General features: G+C 68.6%; 16 protein-coding genes. 7 read left to right on the top strand and 9 right to left on the bottom strand.

Going from position 1 to position 14,447, the window contains the following annotated elements; translation table 11 throughout:
* Positions 1-5: 5 nt before the first annotated feature.
* From ACOFKW_RS11885 to ACOFKW_RS11850, 8 genes are all read right to left on the bottom strand, one after another.
* Entirely contained in the window at positions 6-524 is a 519-nt protein-coding gene (locus tag ACOFKW_RS11885; RefSeq protein ID WP_419814364.1) for a CHRD domain-containing protein, read from the bottom strand.
* A gap of 190 nt (positions 525-714) precedes the next feature.
* Positions 715-2,079: a serine hydrolase domain-containing protein gene (locus ACOFKW_RS11880; protein ID WP_419814363.1), complete on the bottom strand. Its 1,365-nt coding sequence runs from the start codon at positions 2,077-2,079 to the stop codon at positions 715-717.
* The gene (locus tag ACOFKW_RS11875; RefSeq protein WP_419814362.1) at positions 2,076-2,813 is read right to left on the bottom strand and encodes an N-formylglutamate amidohydrolase; all 738 of its coding nucleotides are present in this window, start codon (positions 2,811-2,813) and stop codon (positions 2,076-2,078) included. Before ACOFKW_RS11875 ends, ACOFKW_RS11880 begins: the two co-directional genes overlap by 4 nt.
* Positions 2,810-3,580, bottom strand: a complete 771-nt coding sequence (locus ACOFKW_RS11870) for an enoyl-CoA hydratase-related protein (protein WP_419814361.1) — start codon at positions 3,578-3,580, stop codon at positions 2,810-2,812. Before ACOFKW_RS11870 ends, ACOFKW_RS11875 begins: the two co-directional genes overlap by 4 nt.
* Positions 3,581-3,704: 124 nt before the next feature.
* Complete coding sequence (locus tag ACOFKW_RS11865; RefSeq protein WP_419814360.1) at positions 3,705-4,001, bottom strand: hypothetical protein; 297 nt, start codon at positions 3,999-4,001, stop codon at positions 3,705-3,707.
* 191 nt (positions 4,002-4,192) lie between these two features.
* Positions 4,193-5,053 (bottom strand): 4-(cytidine 5'-diphospho)-2-C-methyl-D-erythritol kinase, encoded by an 861-nt coding sequence (locus ACOFKW_RS11860; protein ID WP_419814359.1) that lies wholly within the window; start codon positions 5,051-5,053, stop codon positions 4,193-4,195.
* A complete protein-coding gene (locus ACOFKW_RS11855) occupies positions 5,013-6,674 on the bottom strand; it encodes a tetratricopeptide repeat protein (protein ID WP_419814358.1) in 1,662 nt (553 codons plus the stop codon). Before ACOFKW_RS11855 ends, ACOFKW_RS11860 begins: the two co-directional genes overlap by 41 nt.
* A gap of 100 nt (positions 6,675-6,774) precedes the next feature.
* Positions 6,775-8,421 (bottom strand): 4Fe-4S dicluster domain-containing protein, encoded by a 1,647-nt coding sequence (locus ACOFKW_RS11850; protein ID WP_419814357.1) that lies wholly within the window; start codon positions 8,419-8,421, stop codon positions 6,775-6,777.
* A gap of 117 nt (positions 8,422-8,538) precedes the next feature.
* Here ACOFKW_RS11850 and ACOFKW_RS11845 point away from each other — a divergent pair, with 117 nt between their 5' ends.
* The 6 genes from ACOFKW_RS11845 to ACOFKW_RS11820 are packed head-to-tail and all read left to right on the top strand — an operon-like array spanning position 8,539 to position 12,976.
* Positions 8,539-9,300 (top strand): uracil-DNA glycosylase, encoded by a 762-nt coding sequence (locus tag ACOFKW_RS11845; protein WP_419814356.1) that lies wholly within the window; start codon positions 8,539-8,541, stop codon positions 9,298-9,300.
* Complete coding sequence (locus tag ACOFKW_RS11840) at positions 9,293-11,146, top strand: lytic transglycosylase domain-containing protein (RefSeq protein WP_419814355.1); 1,854 nt, start codon at positions 9,293-9,295, stop codon at positions 11,144-11,146. Before ACOFKW_RS11845 ends, ACOFKW_RS11840 begins: the two co-directional genes overlap by 8 nt.
* 37 nt (positions 11,147-11,183) lie before the next feature.
* Complete coding sequence (locus ACOFKW_RS11835; RefSeq protein WP_419814354.1) at positions 11,184-11,480, top strand: type II toxin-antitoxin system RelE/ParE family toxin; 297 nt, start codon at positions 11,184-11,186, stop codon at positions 11,478-11,480.
* A 2-nt stretch (positions 11,481-11,482) separates the two neighbouring features.
* The gene (locus ACOFKW_RS11830; protein ID WP_419814353.1) at positions 11,483-11,785 is read left to right on the top strand and encodes an addiction module antidote protein; all 303 of its coding nucleotides are present in this window, start codon (positions 11,483-11,485) and stop codon (positions 11,783-11,785) included.
* Between the two features lie 3 nt (positions 11,786-11,788).
* On the top strand, positions 11,789-12,316 hold the full coding sequence (gene moaB / locus ACOFKW_RS11825) for a molybdenum cofactor biosynthesis protein B (protein ID WP_419814352.1): 528 nt from the start codon (positions 11,789-11,791) through the stop codon (positions 12,314-12,316).
* A 60-nt stretch (positions 12,317-12,376) separates the two neighbouring features.
* Positions 12,377-12,976: an RcnB family protein gene (locus tag ACOFKW_RS11820; protein WP_419814351.1), complete on the top strand. Its 600-nt coding sequence runs from the start codon at positions 12,377-12,379 to the stop codon at positions 12,974-12,976.
* 37 nt (positions 12,977-13,013) lie between these two features.
* On the opposite strand, the gene ACOFKW_RS11815 is transcribed toward ACOFKW_RS11820, so the two are convergent.
* Positions 13,014-13,232, bottom strand: a complete 219-nt coding sequence (locus tag ACOFKW_RS11815; RefSeq protein ID WP_419814350.1) for a hypothetical protein — start codon at positions 13,230-13,232, stop codon at positions 13,014-13,016.
* A gap of 103 nt (positions 13,233-13,335) precedes the next feature.
* Between ACOFKW_RS11815 and ACOFKW_RS11810 the strand changes: the two genes are divergently transcribed.
* The gene (locus ACOFKW_RS11810) at positions 13,336-14,412 is read left to right on the top strand and encodes a PA0069 family radical SAM protein (protein ID WP_419814349.1); all 1,077 of its coding nucleotides are present in this window, start codon (positions 13,336-13,338) and stop codon (positions 14,410-14,412) included.
* Positions 14,413-14,447 lie beyond the last annotated feature (35 nt).

Genomic DNA, 14,447 nt, shown 5'->3' with positions numbered 1-14,447 from the left:
GGCCCTCAACGCTTCGGCGTGTCGAGCTGCGGCAGGAACCACTTGCCCTGCTGCGGGACGCCCTGTGCCGCAGTCTCGTGAGCAGGCAGCAGCCAACCCCACAGGGTGCCCTTGGGCCCCCATTCATAGCCCGGCGGCGCCTTTTCGCTGTCCACCTGGATGTACAGTCTGCCGGTTCGCAGCGCCTGCGCCTGCGCGCCGCTCAGCTTGAAGCTGCCCGAAACGGTGCCGCTGTTCGACTGGCTGACCGTCAGCGCCAGCACCTTGGTGCCCGGTACGCCGATGTGCGGGCTGAGAAACAGGTTGGCGGTGGTTGCGCTCGACGGCAGCCCGGCGAAATCGCCCTTCACGCTGAGCAGCTTGCCGTCATAGCTGGCAGTGGCGTTGCCGCGCCCGGCGATCACCGCCTTGGTCTCGTCGTCGAGCGGCATCGGCCCGAGATTGGCCTGATAATCGGCGGCTACGGCGGGCATGGCGACGACGCACGCCACCAGCAGCGCATGGATGCGGATATGGTTGCGCATGGTCGCCCTCCCCTCCACCTGGTGGCAGATGCGCGGCTGGCTGCTCGATCAGCTCTGGTTGCCGCGGCCCGATCGATGGACAACCCTCGGCGACGATGCAAGCCTTTTGTCACGCCGGGGCAATGACCCTCCGAGAGCCTGCAATACCGCTCTCCCGGCGCGACCGACGCTGATCGACCCGGGCGGGCGGCTAGCTTGTCGGGAACAGCATGAACTGTTCGATCTTGCCGCCGTCGGGCTCGGCGCGGAGGACGAGCTTGAGCTTCGCGGTCGGGTAGGTGATCGTATAATATTCAGCGGTGAAGCCGCCGCGGATGCTCGACTTGTCGAGGGTGAAGCTCAACGGCTCGGCCAGCTTGACCAGGCTGGCGCGGTAGTCGCCGATGGCCGTGGCAGTGAAGTAATAATTGCCGTTCGCGGTAAAGCGGCTGCGGTCGAGCTTGCCGGCGCGGATCTGGTCGAGAACGGCGCGAGCCCGGGCGGTCGCGTCGGTGTCGGCGAACAGCATCGCCTCGATGCCGTCGGCGATGGCACTATGCGCGTCGCCGAAATCGGCATTGACCGCGACGACGACGGCGGCACGATCGTCGGGGTAGATGCGGTTTTCGGTGAGGAAGCCGGTCGCCTCGCCGCCGTGATGGATGCGGCGGTGGCTGCCGACCTTGTCGACGTCGACGCCGAGGCCATAGTCGGTGCCGCTGCCGTCGGCGAGCTTCACCTCGCGCTGCTGCTCGGCGTAGGAGGCCGGGCGCATCACCGACTTGTCGATGACGCTGATGTCCCATTTCGCCAGGTCGGGCGTGCTCATCGCCAGTTCCCCGGCAGCGAACAGCCAGCCCTTGACCGAGGGCGTCACCCGGCGCACCGGGCCCGCGGCATAGCGCATGAAGCCGACCGCATCGCCCGCCCCGGTCGCGAGGTCGCCGTCGATGGCACGCATGCCGAGCGGCATCAGGATGCGGTTCTGCAGGAAGGTCAGCAGCGGCTGGCCGGACACCTTCTCGATGATCAGGCCGGCGGCGACATAGCCGGTGTTCGAATATTGCCACTTGGTGCCGGGCGCGAAGTCGAGCGGCGCCTTGGCCCAACGGTCGAGGATCTGCTGCGGCTGGACCGGCGTCGCCATGTCGACGAAGCTGTAATCCTGCGGCCAGTAATCGCGGTAGCCCGAGGTGTGCGACAGCAGCTGGCGGAGCGAGATCTTGTCGGCGTCGGTGAGGTCCGGCAGGTATTTCCCGACCTTGTCGTCCAGCGACAGCTTGCCGTCCTGCGCCAGCAACAGCATCGCAGCAGCCGTGAACTGCTTCGACACCGAGGCGATCTGGTAGCGTGCGTCGATGCTGGCCGGCGCGCGCGGGTCGGCGCGCTGGACGCCATAGGCATGGGCATAGGCGATCTGCCCGTCGCGCACGACGGTGACGGAGGCGGACGGCACACCGGTGGTCGCCAGGATGCGCGCCGCAAGAGCATCGACTTTGGCGGTCTCGGCTTGCGTGAACGGCGCGGCGGTCGCCATCGCCGGCAGCAACGCGATCAGGGCAACAAGACGCTTCATGTTGGCTCCTTGGGCAGGCAGGCGAGGATGACGCGGCCCAGCACCGCCGCCCAGCGCCCCACCGCATCGTCGTCGTCGAGCTCGTCCTGACGGATCTCGAGACCGAGGTAGGGGATGCCGCGCGCCTCGGCATGGCGGTTCATCGTGTAGTTCAGGTCGCGACCCGAATAGGGTTCGTTGTCGCCGGCGATGATGCCGTCGGCGCGGAGCATCGGCAGGGCGATGCGGGCGGCACGGTCGTCGCGGTTGTACAGGATGCCGACGTGCCAGGGACGCAGCTCGTCGGGGCGGCTGAGCAGGCGCGGCGTGAAGCTGTGGACGCTGACGATCAGCCGCGGTGGCTGGGCATCGAGCTGGGCCGCGACGGCATCATGGTAGGGCGCGTGATAGTCCGCAACGCGGCGCTCGCGCTCCTCGGCGGTGAGGGCCGCATTGCCGGGAACCTCGTCGCCGTCGGCGGTGATCGGGATCAGGCCGGGCGAGCCGGGCGCGCGGTTGAGGTCGACGACCAGCCGCGACAGGGTGGCGATGATCGCCGGTGCGTCGAGGTTGGCGGCCAGCGCCTCGGTCAGCGCGCCGACACCGATGTCGAGGGCGCTGTGCCTCGACATCATGTCGGGATGAACTCCAAGCGTGATGTCAGGCGGCACGAACGCCGAGGCATGGTCGGCGATCAGCAGCACCGGCAGGCTGCCGGCAATCAGGCGAGCCGGATTGTGGGGGGCGGGGCTCACCCGAACACCGGCTTGCGGCGCTGGACGAAGGCGCCGACGCCTTCCGCAAAGTCGGGGCCGTCGAAGGCCGCGTCGAACTGCGCGGCGGTGTCGGGGGCATCGTCCGTCTCGCCGGCGATGATCCGGGCGACAATCGCCTTGGTGGCGCGCTGGCTATGACTGGAGCCGGCGAGGACGGCGGCGACATAGGTGGCGACGGCAGTGTCGAGATCGTCGGCGACCTGCTCGACCAGCCCGATGCGCAGCGCCTCGGCGGCGTCGATGTGCATCGCGGTGAACAGCAGCCGCCGGGCCTGTGCCGGGCCGACGAGATCGACCAGCAGCCGCGTGTCGTGCAACGGATAGACCAGCCCGAGCTTGGCCGGGGTGATGCCGAAGCGGCCGCGCGGACTGGAGATGCGCAGGTCGCAGGCCAGCGCCAGTCCGCAACCACCGCCGATGCAGTCGCCGTCGATGACCGCGAGCGTCGGCTTGGGGGCGCGGGCCAGCGTCACCTGGGTGCGGCGGATCGCAGCATTGTTGGCGGCGCGCCACAGTGGGTCCTGCGAGGAGGTGGCGAACTCGCGGATGTCGGCACCCGCGCAGAACACCCCGGGCGACGCGGACTCGACGATCAGCAGGCGGACGGCGGGGTCGGCCATCGCCTCGTCGACGAGCGCGGGAAATCGCTGCCACATCGACAGGGTGAAGGCGTTGCGCCGCCCCGCCCGGTCGAGGCGCAGGCGGGCGACGCCGTCGGCGACGTCGAGGTGGAGCGAGTCGGTCAAGCGATCATTCCCATGTGGCGGCCCCCTCGTTCCGCGAGGCAGGCGTCACAGGCAAGCAAAAAAGGCCGCCCGTTGCCGGGCGGCCGATCTGTGCTCGCGGTGCAGGAGGGTCCGACCGGGAGCGTCAGTTGGTGGTGGCGACCGGCGCGGCGGCGGACGCGAGCTGTGCCGGGTCGAGGCCGAGCAACTTGGCAGCCGCCTTGAACTTGTGACCAGCCTCGTAGCTGGCACTGGCGGCACACAGGGCCTCGCCGGTGTTGATGTTCTGCAGCGCCTTGCGCGCGATGTCGGGCTTGGCGGTCGCCGCAGCGGCGCGAAGCTGGGCGGGCATCGCGGTGCAATCGACGGGAGCGGCGCTGGCGGACACGCCAATGAGAGCGGCAATGGCGATGGGCACGACGGCGATGAAACGGGTGATCATGGGTGTTGTCCTGCTTCGGGCCGAAGGCGGAGCGCCCGTGGTCCGTTGGTTGAGTGTTACTCAGTTCAACTGAGTGGAGCTTTAAGTGACGCTCAGAACGCCGTCAAGCGGAATCTGAGCGTCGGTCAGAACTGTTCTATGCGGCTTGATATTGCTGCGCTGCAGCATGAACGTCCGTTGCGACGGAAGGTTCAGACCAGACTGGTTGCTACCGTCCACCACCCCGGATGGACGTCCCGGGCTGCGTCGGCGCAGGCTTTCGGCGTGTCGAACAGCGCGAAGCAGGTCGCCCCCGATCCCGACATGCGTGCCAGGCTGACGCCGGCGCGACTGTCCAGCCAGTCGAGGACCTCGCCGATCACCGGTGCGATCGTCAGGGCCGGTGGCGCGAGATCGTTGCGGAGGTCGGCAATGTCGAGCAGCGGGTCCAGCGGCCCCAGGTCCACGCGGTCCCAGGCCGCGAACACCGGCCCGGTCGATACCGCAACCCGAGGGTTTACCAGCAAAACCGGCGTCCCGCCCCAGTCGGTGTCGAGCGTTGCAAGCGCCTCGCCGCGCCCGGTGCCGAACACCGTCCGGCTGCCGACGCAGGCCGCGACATCGGCGCCTAGCCCGGCCGCGAGGTCGACCAGTCGCGCCTCCGGCCAGTCGATTTCCCACAGCCGGTTGAGCAACCGCAGCGTTGCCGCCGCATCCGCCGAGCCGCCACCGAGGCCGGCGGCAACGGGAATGACCTTGTCCAGCGTCAGCCTCGCACCGACGCTCGTGGCCGACGCCTCTGCCAGTGCCCGGGCGGCGCGCAGCACGAGATTGTCGCCGCCCTGCCCCGCTGCACCTGCGAACGGTCCGTCGACGCGCAGACTGAGGTCGTCCGCGAGTTCGGCCCGGAGCGTATCGCCGAAATCGGTGAAGGCGAAGATCGTCTCGAGGTCGTGGTAGCCGTCCTCGCGCCGCCGCCGCAGGTGCAGGGCGAGGTTGAGCTTGGCCGGCGCGCGCTCCGTCAGCATCGGCTCAGCGCGCCGCGACCAGCCCCGGTCCGACGTCGAGGCCATAGTCGAGCTTGGCCGCCAGCGCCGCCTTGTTCTTGTCGGCCGGATCGAGATCGAGCGCCGCACGCCAGCGGAACCGCGCCTCGATCTTGCGCCCGGCACGCCAATAGGCATCCCCCAGATGCTCGTTGATCATCGAGTCACCCGGCTGGGCGGCGACGGCGCGCTCCAGTACCGGGACGGCCTCGGCGAACTTGCCGCGGCGGAACAGCGCCCAGCCGAGCGAGTCGGTGATCGCCCCGTCGTCGGGCTGCAGCTTGGCCGCTTTCTGGATCATCATCTGCGCCAGGTCGAGGGTCTCGCCGCGATCGAGCAGTGCGTAGCCGAGGTAGTTGAGCACCGCCGGTTCTTCCGGAGCCAGGGCCAGCGCCTTGCGCAGGTCGGGCTCCGCCGCCGCCCAGTTGCCGGCCTGTTCATAGCTGCTGCCGCGCAGGAAATAGTCACTCCAGCCGGGTTTGCCGCCCGGCGCCAGCGCGATCGCGCGGCTATAGGCTTCGGCCGCCTTGGCCGGCTGTTCGCTGCGCCGGAAGAAGTCGCCGAGCCGCGTGAAGCTGGTGGCATCAGCGTCCTTGCCGCTGGCCTCGGCGTTGAGCAGCGCCAGGGCCGCTTCGTCGCGGCCGCTGCCCGCCAGCAGCTGCGCGCGGCGGGCGCGGGCGGGCTCGAACAACGGATCGCCCGCCGGGATCTGCGAATAGGCGGTCAGGGCGCCGTCTATACGCTGGCTGCGCGCCAGCACGTCGCCCGCGACCAGCCAGGTGGCGCTGTTGTCGGGCGACAGGAACGTCGCGACGCGTGCGAAGATCAGGGCGAGCGGCACCGGCTTGTCGCGCGCCAGGTCGGTCGCCAGCCGGGCGCAGGCCCAGCCGACGGCACTGCGCGGGTCGCGAGTCAGCGCCCCGATGCGCTTGCCGGCCGACAGCCGCGCGCGTGCCGCCGCAGCGATCGGGTCGTCGGCAACTGCGTCGAGGACGACCGCCGCAGCCTTGGCATCGCCGCCCTGCTGCAGCGCGTCCGCCTCGCCGATACGGAGGAAGTTTATCCCCGGTCCCGATCCGCCGCGCAGGTCACGATAAGCGGTCGCGGCCTCGGTGAAGCGCCCGGCGGCGGCCAGCATATGCGCCCGCTGCTCGGCAAAGTACGAGCGGGTGAAGCCGGTGGCGCGGGTCGGATCGAGGCGGGCGAGCCCGGCATCGACGTTGTCGCGCCCGAACAGCGTCCAGGCCTCGACGATCGGCCCGACGACCTGGGCATAGCCCGCATCGGCAAGGCCGGGCCGGGCCGCATCGACCGCCTTCCAGTCCCGCTTTTCCAGCGACGCGGCGATCCGGACGAGCGCGGTGGTCGGCTCGCCCTGCCCTGCTGCAGTCAACTGGTTGGCGAGCTGGACCGCAAGCTTCTCGTCCCCCGCCGCGACGGCAAGCTCGAAGGCGCGGCGGCCAAGGGTCGGGTCGGCCGGGTTGCTGCGCCGCGCCGCGTCGAAATAGCGGGCCGCTTCGCCCAGCTTGTCGTCGGAAAAAGCATAGCGGCCGAGGATATAGTCTCGCTCCGCACTCGACCCGACGCGCGGCAGGGCGGCATGGGCAGCGGAGGTCGCGAGCAGCAGCGCGATGAGAGCGAATTTCATGCGGTGCATGATGCGCGAAAGCGGCGGCGCTTGCTACCCTTCGCCGGTTGCCTGGCGGCGGCAACCGGTCCCTCCCCCGCGGGCGGGAGAGGGTAGCGGATCACATGTTGGGGTAGTTCGGGCCGCCACCGCCCTCGGGGACGACCCAGTTGATGTTCTGCGTCGGGTCCTTGATGTCGCAAGTCTTGCAGTGGACGCAGTTCTGGGCGTTGATCTGGAACCTCGGCGTGCCCTCGACCTCGACGATCTCATAGACTCCGGCGGGGCAGTAACGCTGCGCCGGCTCGTCGTAGAGCGGCAGGTTGTAGGTGATCGGGATGTCCGGGTCTCGCAACGTCAGGTGGACCGGCTGGTCCTCCTCATGGTTGGTGTTCGACAGGAAGACGCTGGTCAGCTTGTCGAAGCTGAACACTCCATCGGGCTTGGGATAAACGATCGGGTGGACATGCTCCTTGCGGCGCAGCTGCTCATTGTCCTTGTGGTGGCCCAGCGTGAACGGCATCCGGATTCCCAGGTGCTCGGCCCACATGGTAACACCGGCGAGCAAGGTACCGAGAACATTGCCGGTCTTCTCGACGAACGGCAGCGTGTTGCGGACGCCGCGCAGTTCCTCATAGACCCAGCTGTTCTCGTACGCCGTCTCGTACGCGACCAACTCGTCACCGGTGCGCTGCGCGACGATCGCCTCGACCGCGGCGTCGGCGGCCATCATGCCGGTCTTCATCGCGGTGTGGCTGCCCTTGATGCGGGGCACGTTGACGAAGCCCGCCGAGCACCCGATCAGCGCGCCGCCGGGGAACGCCAGCTTGGGCACCGACTGCCAGCCGCCGTCGTTGATCGCGCGCGCGCCGTAGCTGACGCGCCGCCCGCCGGTCAGCAGCTCCTTCAACGCCGGGTGCGTCTTCCAGCGCTGCATCTCCTCGAACGGCGACAGATACGGGTTCGAATAGTTGAGCCAGGTCACCAGCCCGAGCGACACCTGTCCGTTCGCCTGGTGATAGATCCAGCCGCCGCCGTTCGCCTCGACCAGCGGCCAGCCCTGGGTGTGGATTACCGTGCCGGGCACGTGCTTGGCCGGGTCGATGTCCCACAATTCCTTGATGCCGAGGCCATAGACCTGCGGCTGGGAGTCCTTGGCGAGGTCGAAGTGGCGGATAAGCTGCTTCGACAGGTGACCGCGGACACCCTCGGCAAAGAAGGTGTATTTGGCATGCAGCTCGAGGCCGGGTTGGTAGCTGTCCTTGCGGGTGCCGTCCTTCGCGACCCCCATGTCGCCGGTAGCAACGCCCTTGACCGAGCCGTCGTCGTTCCACAGCACTTCGGCGGCGGCGAAACCCGGGAAGATCTCGACCCCCAGCGCCTCGGCCTGCCCGGCCAGCCAGCGGCAGAAGTTGCCCAGGCTGACGGTGTAGCAGCCCTTGTTGTTCATGAACGGCGGCATCAGCGCGTGCGGAAATTCGGTCTTGCCGGTCGCGCTCAGGATCCAGTGGTGGTTGCTCGTAACCGGCACGGTCAGCGGGCTGTCGAGGTCGCGCCAGTCGGGCAGCAACTCGTCCAGCGCCTTGGGATCGACGACCGCACCCGACAGGATATGCGCGCCGATCTCGGAGCCCTTTTCCAGCACGCAGACGGCCAGCTCGATGCCCGCTTTCGTCGCCTGTTGCTTGAGGCGGATCGCTGCCGACAGGCCGGCCGGGCCACCACCGACGATGACCACGTCATAGGGCATCGATTCACGTTCGGACATCTGGTCTCCCCAGCGATCGGGAGCGTGTCATCCGCCCGTCGCAGCTTTGCAATGCTTCGTCAGATACGGTCACGAAGGTGACTTGACCAGAGCGCCCGCTGCCGCATGGTGTACCGCGTGGATGGGGCCCTTCACCAAAGCACGAACCGCGAGGCGCTTGCCGCTCTGGCCTGGCTGGTCGAAGCGGGCATCGACACGCTCGTCGAAGACACGCCCTACGCCTGGCTCGCGCCGCCAGCTCCCGAGCAGATCCCGCCGCCTAACGTCGCCGAGCCGATCACCCCGTGCGAGGCCGATGCCGTCGTCGAGGCACGCAATTCCGTCGTCAGCGTCGACAGCCTGTCGGCACTGCAGGCCGCGCTGGCCGAGTTCGATGGCTGCGCGCTCGCCACGCACGGCACCAGGCCGCTGTTCTCGGGCGGCGTCGCGGGCAGCGCATTGATGATCGTCGGTGACATGCCGACCGCCGAGGACGTCGGTGAGGACAACATCTTCTCGGGCCGCGCCGGGCTGCTGCTGGATCGCATGCTGGCGGCGATCGGCCTCGACCGTAGCACCGTCTATCTGGCGAACTCGGTTTATTGGACGACGCCCGGCGGTCGCACGCCTGCGGCTGCCGAGATCGCCGCCTGCCTGCCGTTCCTGACCCGTCAGATCGAGCTGGCCAAGCCGCGGATCGTGCTGGCGCTGGGTGGTACGGCAACTGCCGCCCTGACCCGCACCAGCAGCGGTATCGCCCGGCTGCGCGGCAAGTGGCAGGACGGCGTCGTGCCCGTGCTGCCGAGTTTTCACCCGTTGCAATTGCTCGCTCAGCCTTCTTTGAAGGCGCTGGCGTGGCGCGACCTGCTGACCCTGAAGGCCCGTCTCGACAATGCTTAAAGCGATCCTGCTCGCCGCCGTCGCCGTGCTGCCGTTCGCGGCCGCCGCCGAGGATGCGGCGCCGTCCCCCGACATCACCGTCACCGGCAATGTCGGCATCACTGCCGCCCAGCGCCGCGTTCCCGCCCAGCTCAGCGTCGCCGACCGCGCCACCTACCGCCAGGTCTTCCTCGACATCGAGGCCGGGCGCTACAGCGCCGCCGAAGCCGCGCTCGCATCGTTGCCCGATGGCCTGCTGACCGGCACCGCCAAGGCGCAGTTGATGATCGCACGCGGCACCGGTCGCGCGACGCTCGACCAGCTCAACACCTGGCTGACCGCCAACGCCGACCTGCCGCAGACCCCCAAGGTGCTCCAGCTGGCGCAGCGCCTCGGCACGCCGCTGGCGCCGAACCTGCCGGTCAGCCACGCCTTCCGCACCGTCAGCTTCACCACGCCGATGAACACCCGCTCGGCGCAGGGCTTCGGCCAGCCGGGCGATGCCACGCTGGCGACGCGTCTCAAGCCGCTGCTCGCCGCCGACCGCACCGCCGACGCTGAAAGCGCCTGGGGCGGGCTGGCGAGCAGTGCGTCCGAGCCCGTCGCGACGGAGTGGGCGCAGCGCACCGCGTGGAGCTATTACATCGGCGGCGACGACGTCGGCGCGCGCCGTGTCGGCGATCTGGCCGCAGCCGGGACCGGAGAATGGGCGGCACTCGGCGGCTGGGTCGTCGGGCTGGCGTCGTTCCGCCAAGGCGACTGCGAGAGCGCCGCGCGCGGCTTCGACACCGTCGCCAAGAAGTTCGCCAGCGAGGACCTTTCCGCCGCCGCCGCCTATTGGGCGAGCCGCGCGCACATGGCCTGCGGTCGTCCCGCTGAAGCGAGCGCTCGCCTGACGCGCGCTGCGGCTTACCCGGACAGCTTCTACGGCCTGCTTGCCCGCCGCGCGCTTGGCCTCGGCGGGACGCAGGACTGGGACGAGCCCGACTTCATCACCGCCGACTGGAACCACCTCTCCGCCCTGCCCGGCGCCCGACGTGCCGCGGCACTGGTCGAGATCGGTCAGCTCGGCCTCGCCGACCGCGAGCTCAAATATCTGGCCGCGACGACCGACACCCGCGCCTATGCCCCGCTGCTCCGGCTCGCCGCCCGCCTGACGCTGCCCGCAACGCAATACTGGCTGGCGCAGCACCCGCCGATGGGCATGGACACGCCGATGAGCGCACGCTTCCCGGCACCCGACTGGCGCCCCTATCGCGGCTGGCGCGTCGACAAGAACATCGTCTTCGCTCACGCCCTGCAGGAGTCCAACTTCGTCACCTCGGCAACGTCGCGCGCCGGGGCGAAGGGCATCATGCAGTTGATGCCCTCGACCGCCAAGCTGGTCAGCGCGCGCATGGCCGATGGCACCGAGGTCCAGGTCGCCGCCGTCCGCGACCTGTCCGACCCGGAGTTCAACATCGAGTGCGGCCAGACCTATCTCGAGCAGCTGCGCGACATGAGCTACACCGCCGGCCTGCTGCCCAAGGTCATCGCCGCCTATAACGCCGGGCCCGGCTCGGTGCAGAAGTGGAACACCACCCTGCGCGACAACGGCGACCCGCTGCTGTTCATCGAGTCAATTCCGTTCAAGGAAACCCGCCACTATGTCGAGGTGGTGATGCGCAACTACTGGATGTACCAGCTCCGCGACGGCCAGCCGGTCTCCAGCATGGACGCGCTGGTCACTGGCCTGTGGCCCAAGTTCCCGGGCATGCCCGGCGCCTCCGGTGTCCGCGCCGCCTCGACCTATGTCGCGCCGCCGGTGCCGGCCTATCTCGCCCCGCAACTGCCCGTGGATGACGTGGTCGTCGCCAGCGTGAACTGAGTTGACGAGGCGCGGGTGCGTCATATATATATGACGGATGATCGTCATCCGGGAAACCGTGGAGTTCACGGCCTGGATCGATAATCTGCGAGACGGCGCCGCAAAGGGTCGCATCGCGCGGCGGCTCGAACGATTGGCTGATGGACATTTCGGTGACGAAAAGTCTGTCGGGGACAGGGTTTTCGAGCTGCGGTTCTACTTCGGGCCAGGTTATCGCATCTATTTCACGAGGCTCAGCGACGGCGCGATCGTTCTGCTGCTGGCTGGCGGTGACAAGGATAGTCAGCACCGCGACATAGCTTTGGCCAAGCGCTTGGCAGATCAGGAACTTTGATCATGACCCAGACCATGAGCAAGACGACAAGGGCCTTCGATGCCGCCAACTACCTCGACAGCGAGGACGCCGTTATCGGCTATCTCGACGCTACGCTCGAAGAGGGCGATCCGGTGCAGTTCGCGCATGCCCTCGGCACTATCGCGCGCTCGCAGGGCATGACCGAGATTGCCAATCGGACCGGGGTGAAGCGGCAGGCGCTGTATCATGCGCTGTCCGAAGCCGGGAATCCGACACTGTCGACCTTGACTGCGGTTCTGGATGCGCTGGGGCTCCGGCTGAAGATCGAGCGCAAGGCGGCCTGACCGATGCCGATCGACGAACGCCTGGAGTTCAAGCCGGTCCGCATCGCTGCGCTGACCGTGTCCGACACCCGCACTGCCGTCGATGATCGCTCGGGCGACACGCTGGTCGAGCGCTTGACCGCTGCCGGCCATGTGCTGGCGGCGCGTGCGATCGTGCGCGACGACGTCCCGGCGCTGGTGGCGCAGCTCAACGCCTGGATCGACGACCCCGACATCGATTGCGTCATCACCACCGGCGGCACCGGCGTCACCGGTCGCGACGTCACGCCCGAGGCGTTTGCCCAGGTCTGGGACAAGGAAATCCCGGGCTTCGGCGAGCTGTTCCGCTGGCTCAGTTTCGCCAGCATCGGCACCTCGACGGTCCAGTCGCGCGCGACCGCCGGGGTGGCGCGCGGCACCTATATCTTCGCCCTGCCCGGCTCTACGGGCGCGGTGCGCGATGGCTGGGACGGTATCCTCGCCAGCCAGCTGGACAGTCGCCACCAGCCCTGCAACTTCGTCGAACTGATGCCGCGGTTGACCGAGCGCTGACCCTGCTTGTGTGGATACGCACATCGTCATAGCTTTCGCTGGGAAACTTGGGAGACGCCTGTGTCGAAACTGATGCTTTATGCCTCCGTCGCACTGATGCTGGGGGCCACTGTTACCGAAGCGCAGGAGCAATCGCGGCAGCGCCCCGGTGGCGGCGACCGTCCCGGCCAAGGTGGCGGCCCCGGCCGGCCCGGTCAGGGCGGCGGGCCCGGGCGGCCCGGCGGCGGACCCGGCGTTGTGCGCCCCACCCCGGGCGGTCCCCAGATCCAGCCGCCGCGCCCGGGTAATGGCGGTCCCCAGATCCAGCCACCTCGTCCCGGTAACGGCGGTCCGCAGATCCAGCCGCCTCGCCCCGGTAACGGCGGTCGCCCGCCGATCGTTCGTCCGCCGCGGCCACCGCATGGTGGTAGCTGGAACCGTCCACCGGTCAGCGCACCGCATTACCGCTACCCGCGCGGCTACAACTACCGGCGCTGGAGCATCGGCCTGTTGCTGCCGAGCATCTTCCTGAACTCGAACTATTATTACAACGACTACGGCCGCCTGGGCTTTGGCGTGCCGCCACGCGGCTATCGCTGGGTGCGTTATGGACCGGACCTGCTGCTGGTCAACCAGCGCACCGGCCGCATCCGCGACGTCCGCTACGGCGTCTTCGGCTGATCTAGGGAGCGAACGGCGGTTTGCGCCGCCGTTCGCCTCAGCGCTGGCGGCCGCCGATGTTGTAGCGCACGATCACTGGGGCGGGACATTTGTCGATGCTCCGGTCGACCGTCAGGTACAGCTGCGCCGGTGGCAACTCGCCTAGTTTCTTCGGGGCGGCGCGACGGTCCGCTTCCGTAAACTGCACCTGGCGCTGCTCGCATTTCACCGGCTCGACCGGCGGTACGACCAGAGCTGCAAACATCAAGGCAATCATGGCAAATCCTCCAGCGCCCTAGCTATATCATAGCGTGTCGCTGCTTTGAACCGCCGCCGACAATGTTCTTGTAATGTTCTCGTCGTCGGCCTAGCTTGCAACCATGCTCCACCCTGAGCTTCAGCGCGGTCGCGGCGCTCCTGCCAATGTTCGCAGCACGCGCTTCGACGATCCGGTACGCGAGGCCGATGGCGACTGGCTCGACGCGCGCGACGACATCGACGACGGCGCGCCGCCGCTGCGCACCACCGTCAGCCTCGAGACACCGCGCACCATAATCAGCCGCAATACATCGCCCGACATCGGCTTCGACCGCTCGATCAACGCCTATCGCGGCTGCGAGCACGGCTGCATCTATTGCTTCGCCCGGCCGACGCACGCCTATCTCGGCTTGTCGCTAGGACTGGACTTCGAGACCAGGCTCACCGCGAAGCCGGGCGCTGCCGCCTTGCTCCGTGTCGAACTGTCGAAGCGTGGTTACGACTGCAAACCGATGGCGCTGGGCACCAACACCGACCCCTATCAGCCGATCGAGGCGACGCACCGCATCACGCGCAGCATCCTCGAAGTACTGGCGGAGTTCCGCCACCCGCTGACCATCACCACCAAGTCCGATCGCGTCGTGCGCGACATCGACATCCTGGGCCCGATGGCGGCGGATGGGCTGGCGGCGGTTGCGATGTCGGTGACCAGCCTCGACCGCCGCACGGCAAGGACGCTGGAGCCACGCGCGCCCACCCCGGCACGGCGGCTGGCGGCGATCCGCGCGCTGAGCGATGCTGGCATCCCGGTCTTCGTCTCGGTATCGCCGGTCGTGCCCGCCGTCACCGATCACGAGATCGAGGCGATCCTGGAGGCGGCACGAGACGCCGGGGCGCAGGGCGCCTTCTCGCTGCCGGTGCGCCTGCCGCACGAGGTCGCGCCGCTCTTCCGCGCCTGGCTCGATGCGCATTTCCCGGACCGCGCCGACAAGGTCATGGCGCTGATCCGCGACATGCGCTCGGGCCGCGACAACGACCCGGACTTCTTCACGCGGATGCGCGGCGCCGGGCCTTATGCCGAGATGCTGCGGACGCGGTTCAAGCTGGCTTGCGCCAAACTAGGCCTGGCGAATGCGCGCTTCGAACTGCGGACGGACCTGTTCAGGGTGCCGACCCGGCAGGGCAGCCTGTTCGACTAGCCGAACCGCCCCCTCCCGCGTGAGGGAGGGGGCAT

The organism is Glacieibacterium sp., from assembly GCF_965200405.1.
Lineage (GTDB): Bacteria > Pseudomonadota > Alphaproteobacteria > Sphingomonadales > Sphingomonadaceae > Glacieibacterium.
This window is presented reverse-complemented; position numbering and strand designations above follow the sequence as displayed.

Excerpts from the sequence above, each read along its gene's own strand:
- ACOFKW_RS11885 (WP_419814364.1), bottom strand. The coding sequence starts at position 524 with ATGCGCAACCATATCCGCATCCATGCGCTGCTGGTGGCGTGCGTCGTC.
- ACOFKW_RS11880 (WP_419814363.1), bottom strand. The coding sequence starts at position 2,079 with ATGAAGCGTCTTGTTGCCCTGATCGCGTTGCTGCCGGCGATGGCGACC.
- ACOFKW_RS11865 (WP_419814360.1), bottom strand. The coding sequence starts at position 4,001 with ATGATCACCCGTTTCATCGCCGTCGTGCCCATCGCCATTGCCGCTCTC.
- ACOFKW_RS11860 (WP_419814359.1), bottom strand. The coding sequence starts at position 5,053 with ATGGCCTCGACGTCGGACCGGGGCTGGTCGCGGCGCGCTGAGCCGATG.
- ACOFKW_RS11855 (WP_419814358.1), bottom strand. The coding sequence starts at position 6,674 with ATGAAATTCGCTCTCATCGCGCTGCTGCTCGCGACCTCCGCTGCCCAT.
- ACOFKW_RS11850 (WP_419814357.1), bottom strand. The coding sequence starts at position 8,421 with ATGTCCGAACGTGAATCGATGCCCTATGACGTGGTCATCGTCGGTGGT.
- ACOFKW_RS11840 (WP_419814355.1), top strand. The coding sequence starts at position 9,293 with ATGCTTAAAGCGATCCTGCTCGCCGCCGTCGCCGTGCTGCCGTTCGCG.
- ACOFKW_RS11835 (WP_419814354.1), top strand. The coding sequence starts at position 11,184 with ATGATCGTCATCCGGGAAACCGTGGAGTTCACGGCCTGGATCGATAAT.
- ACOFKW_RS11830 (WP_419814353.1), top strand. The coding sequence starts at position 11,483 with ATGACCCAGACCATGAGCAAGACGACAAGGGCCTTCGATGCCGCCAAC.
- moaB (WP_419814352.1), top strand. The coding sequence starts at position 11,789 with ATGCCGATCGACGAACGCCTGGAGTTCAAGCCGGTCCGCATCGCTGCG.
- ACOFKW_RS11815 (WP_419814350.1), bottom strand. The coding sequence starts at position 13,232 with ATGATTGCCTTGATGTTTGCAGCTCTGGTCGTACCGCCGGTCGAGCCG.
- ACOFKW_RS11810 (WP_419814349.1), top strand. The coding sequence starts at position 13,336 with ATGCTCCACCCTGAGCTTCAGCGCGGTCGCGGCGCTCCTGCCAATGTT.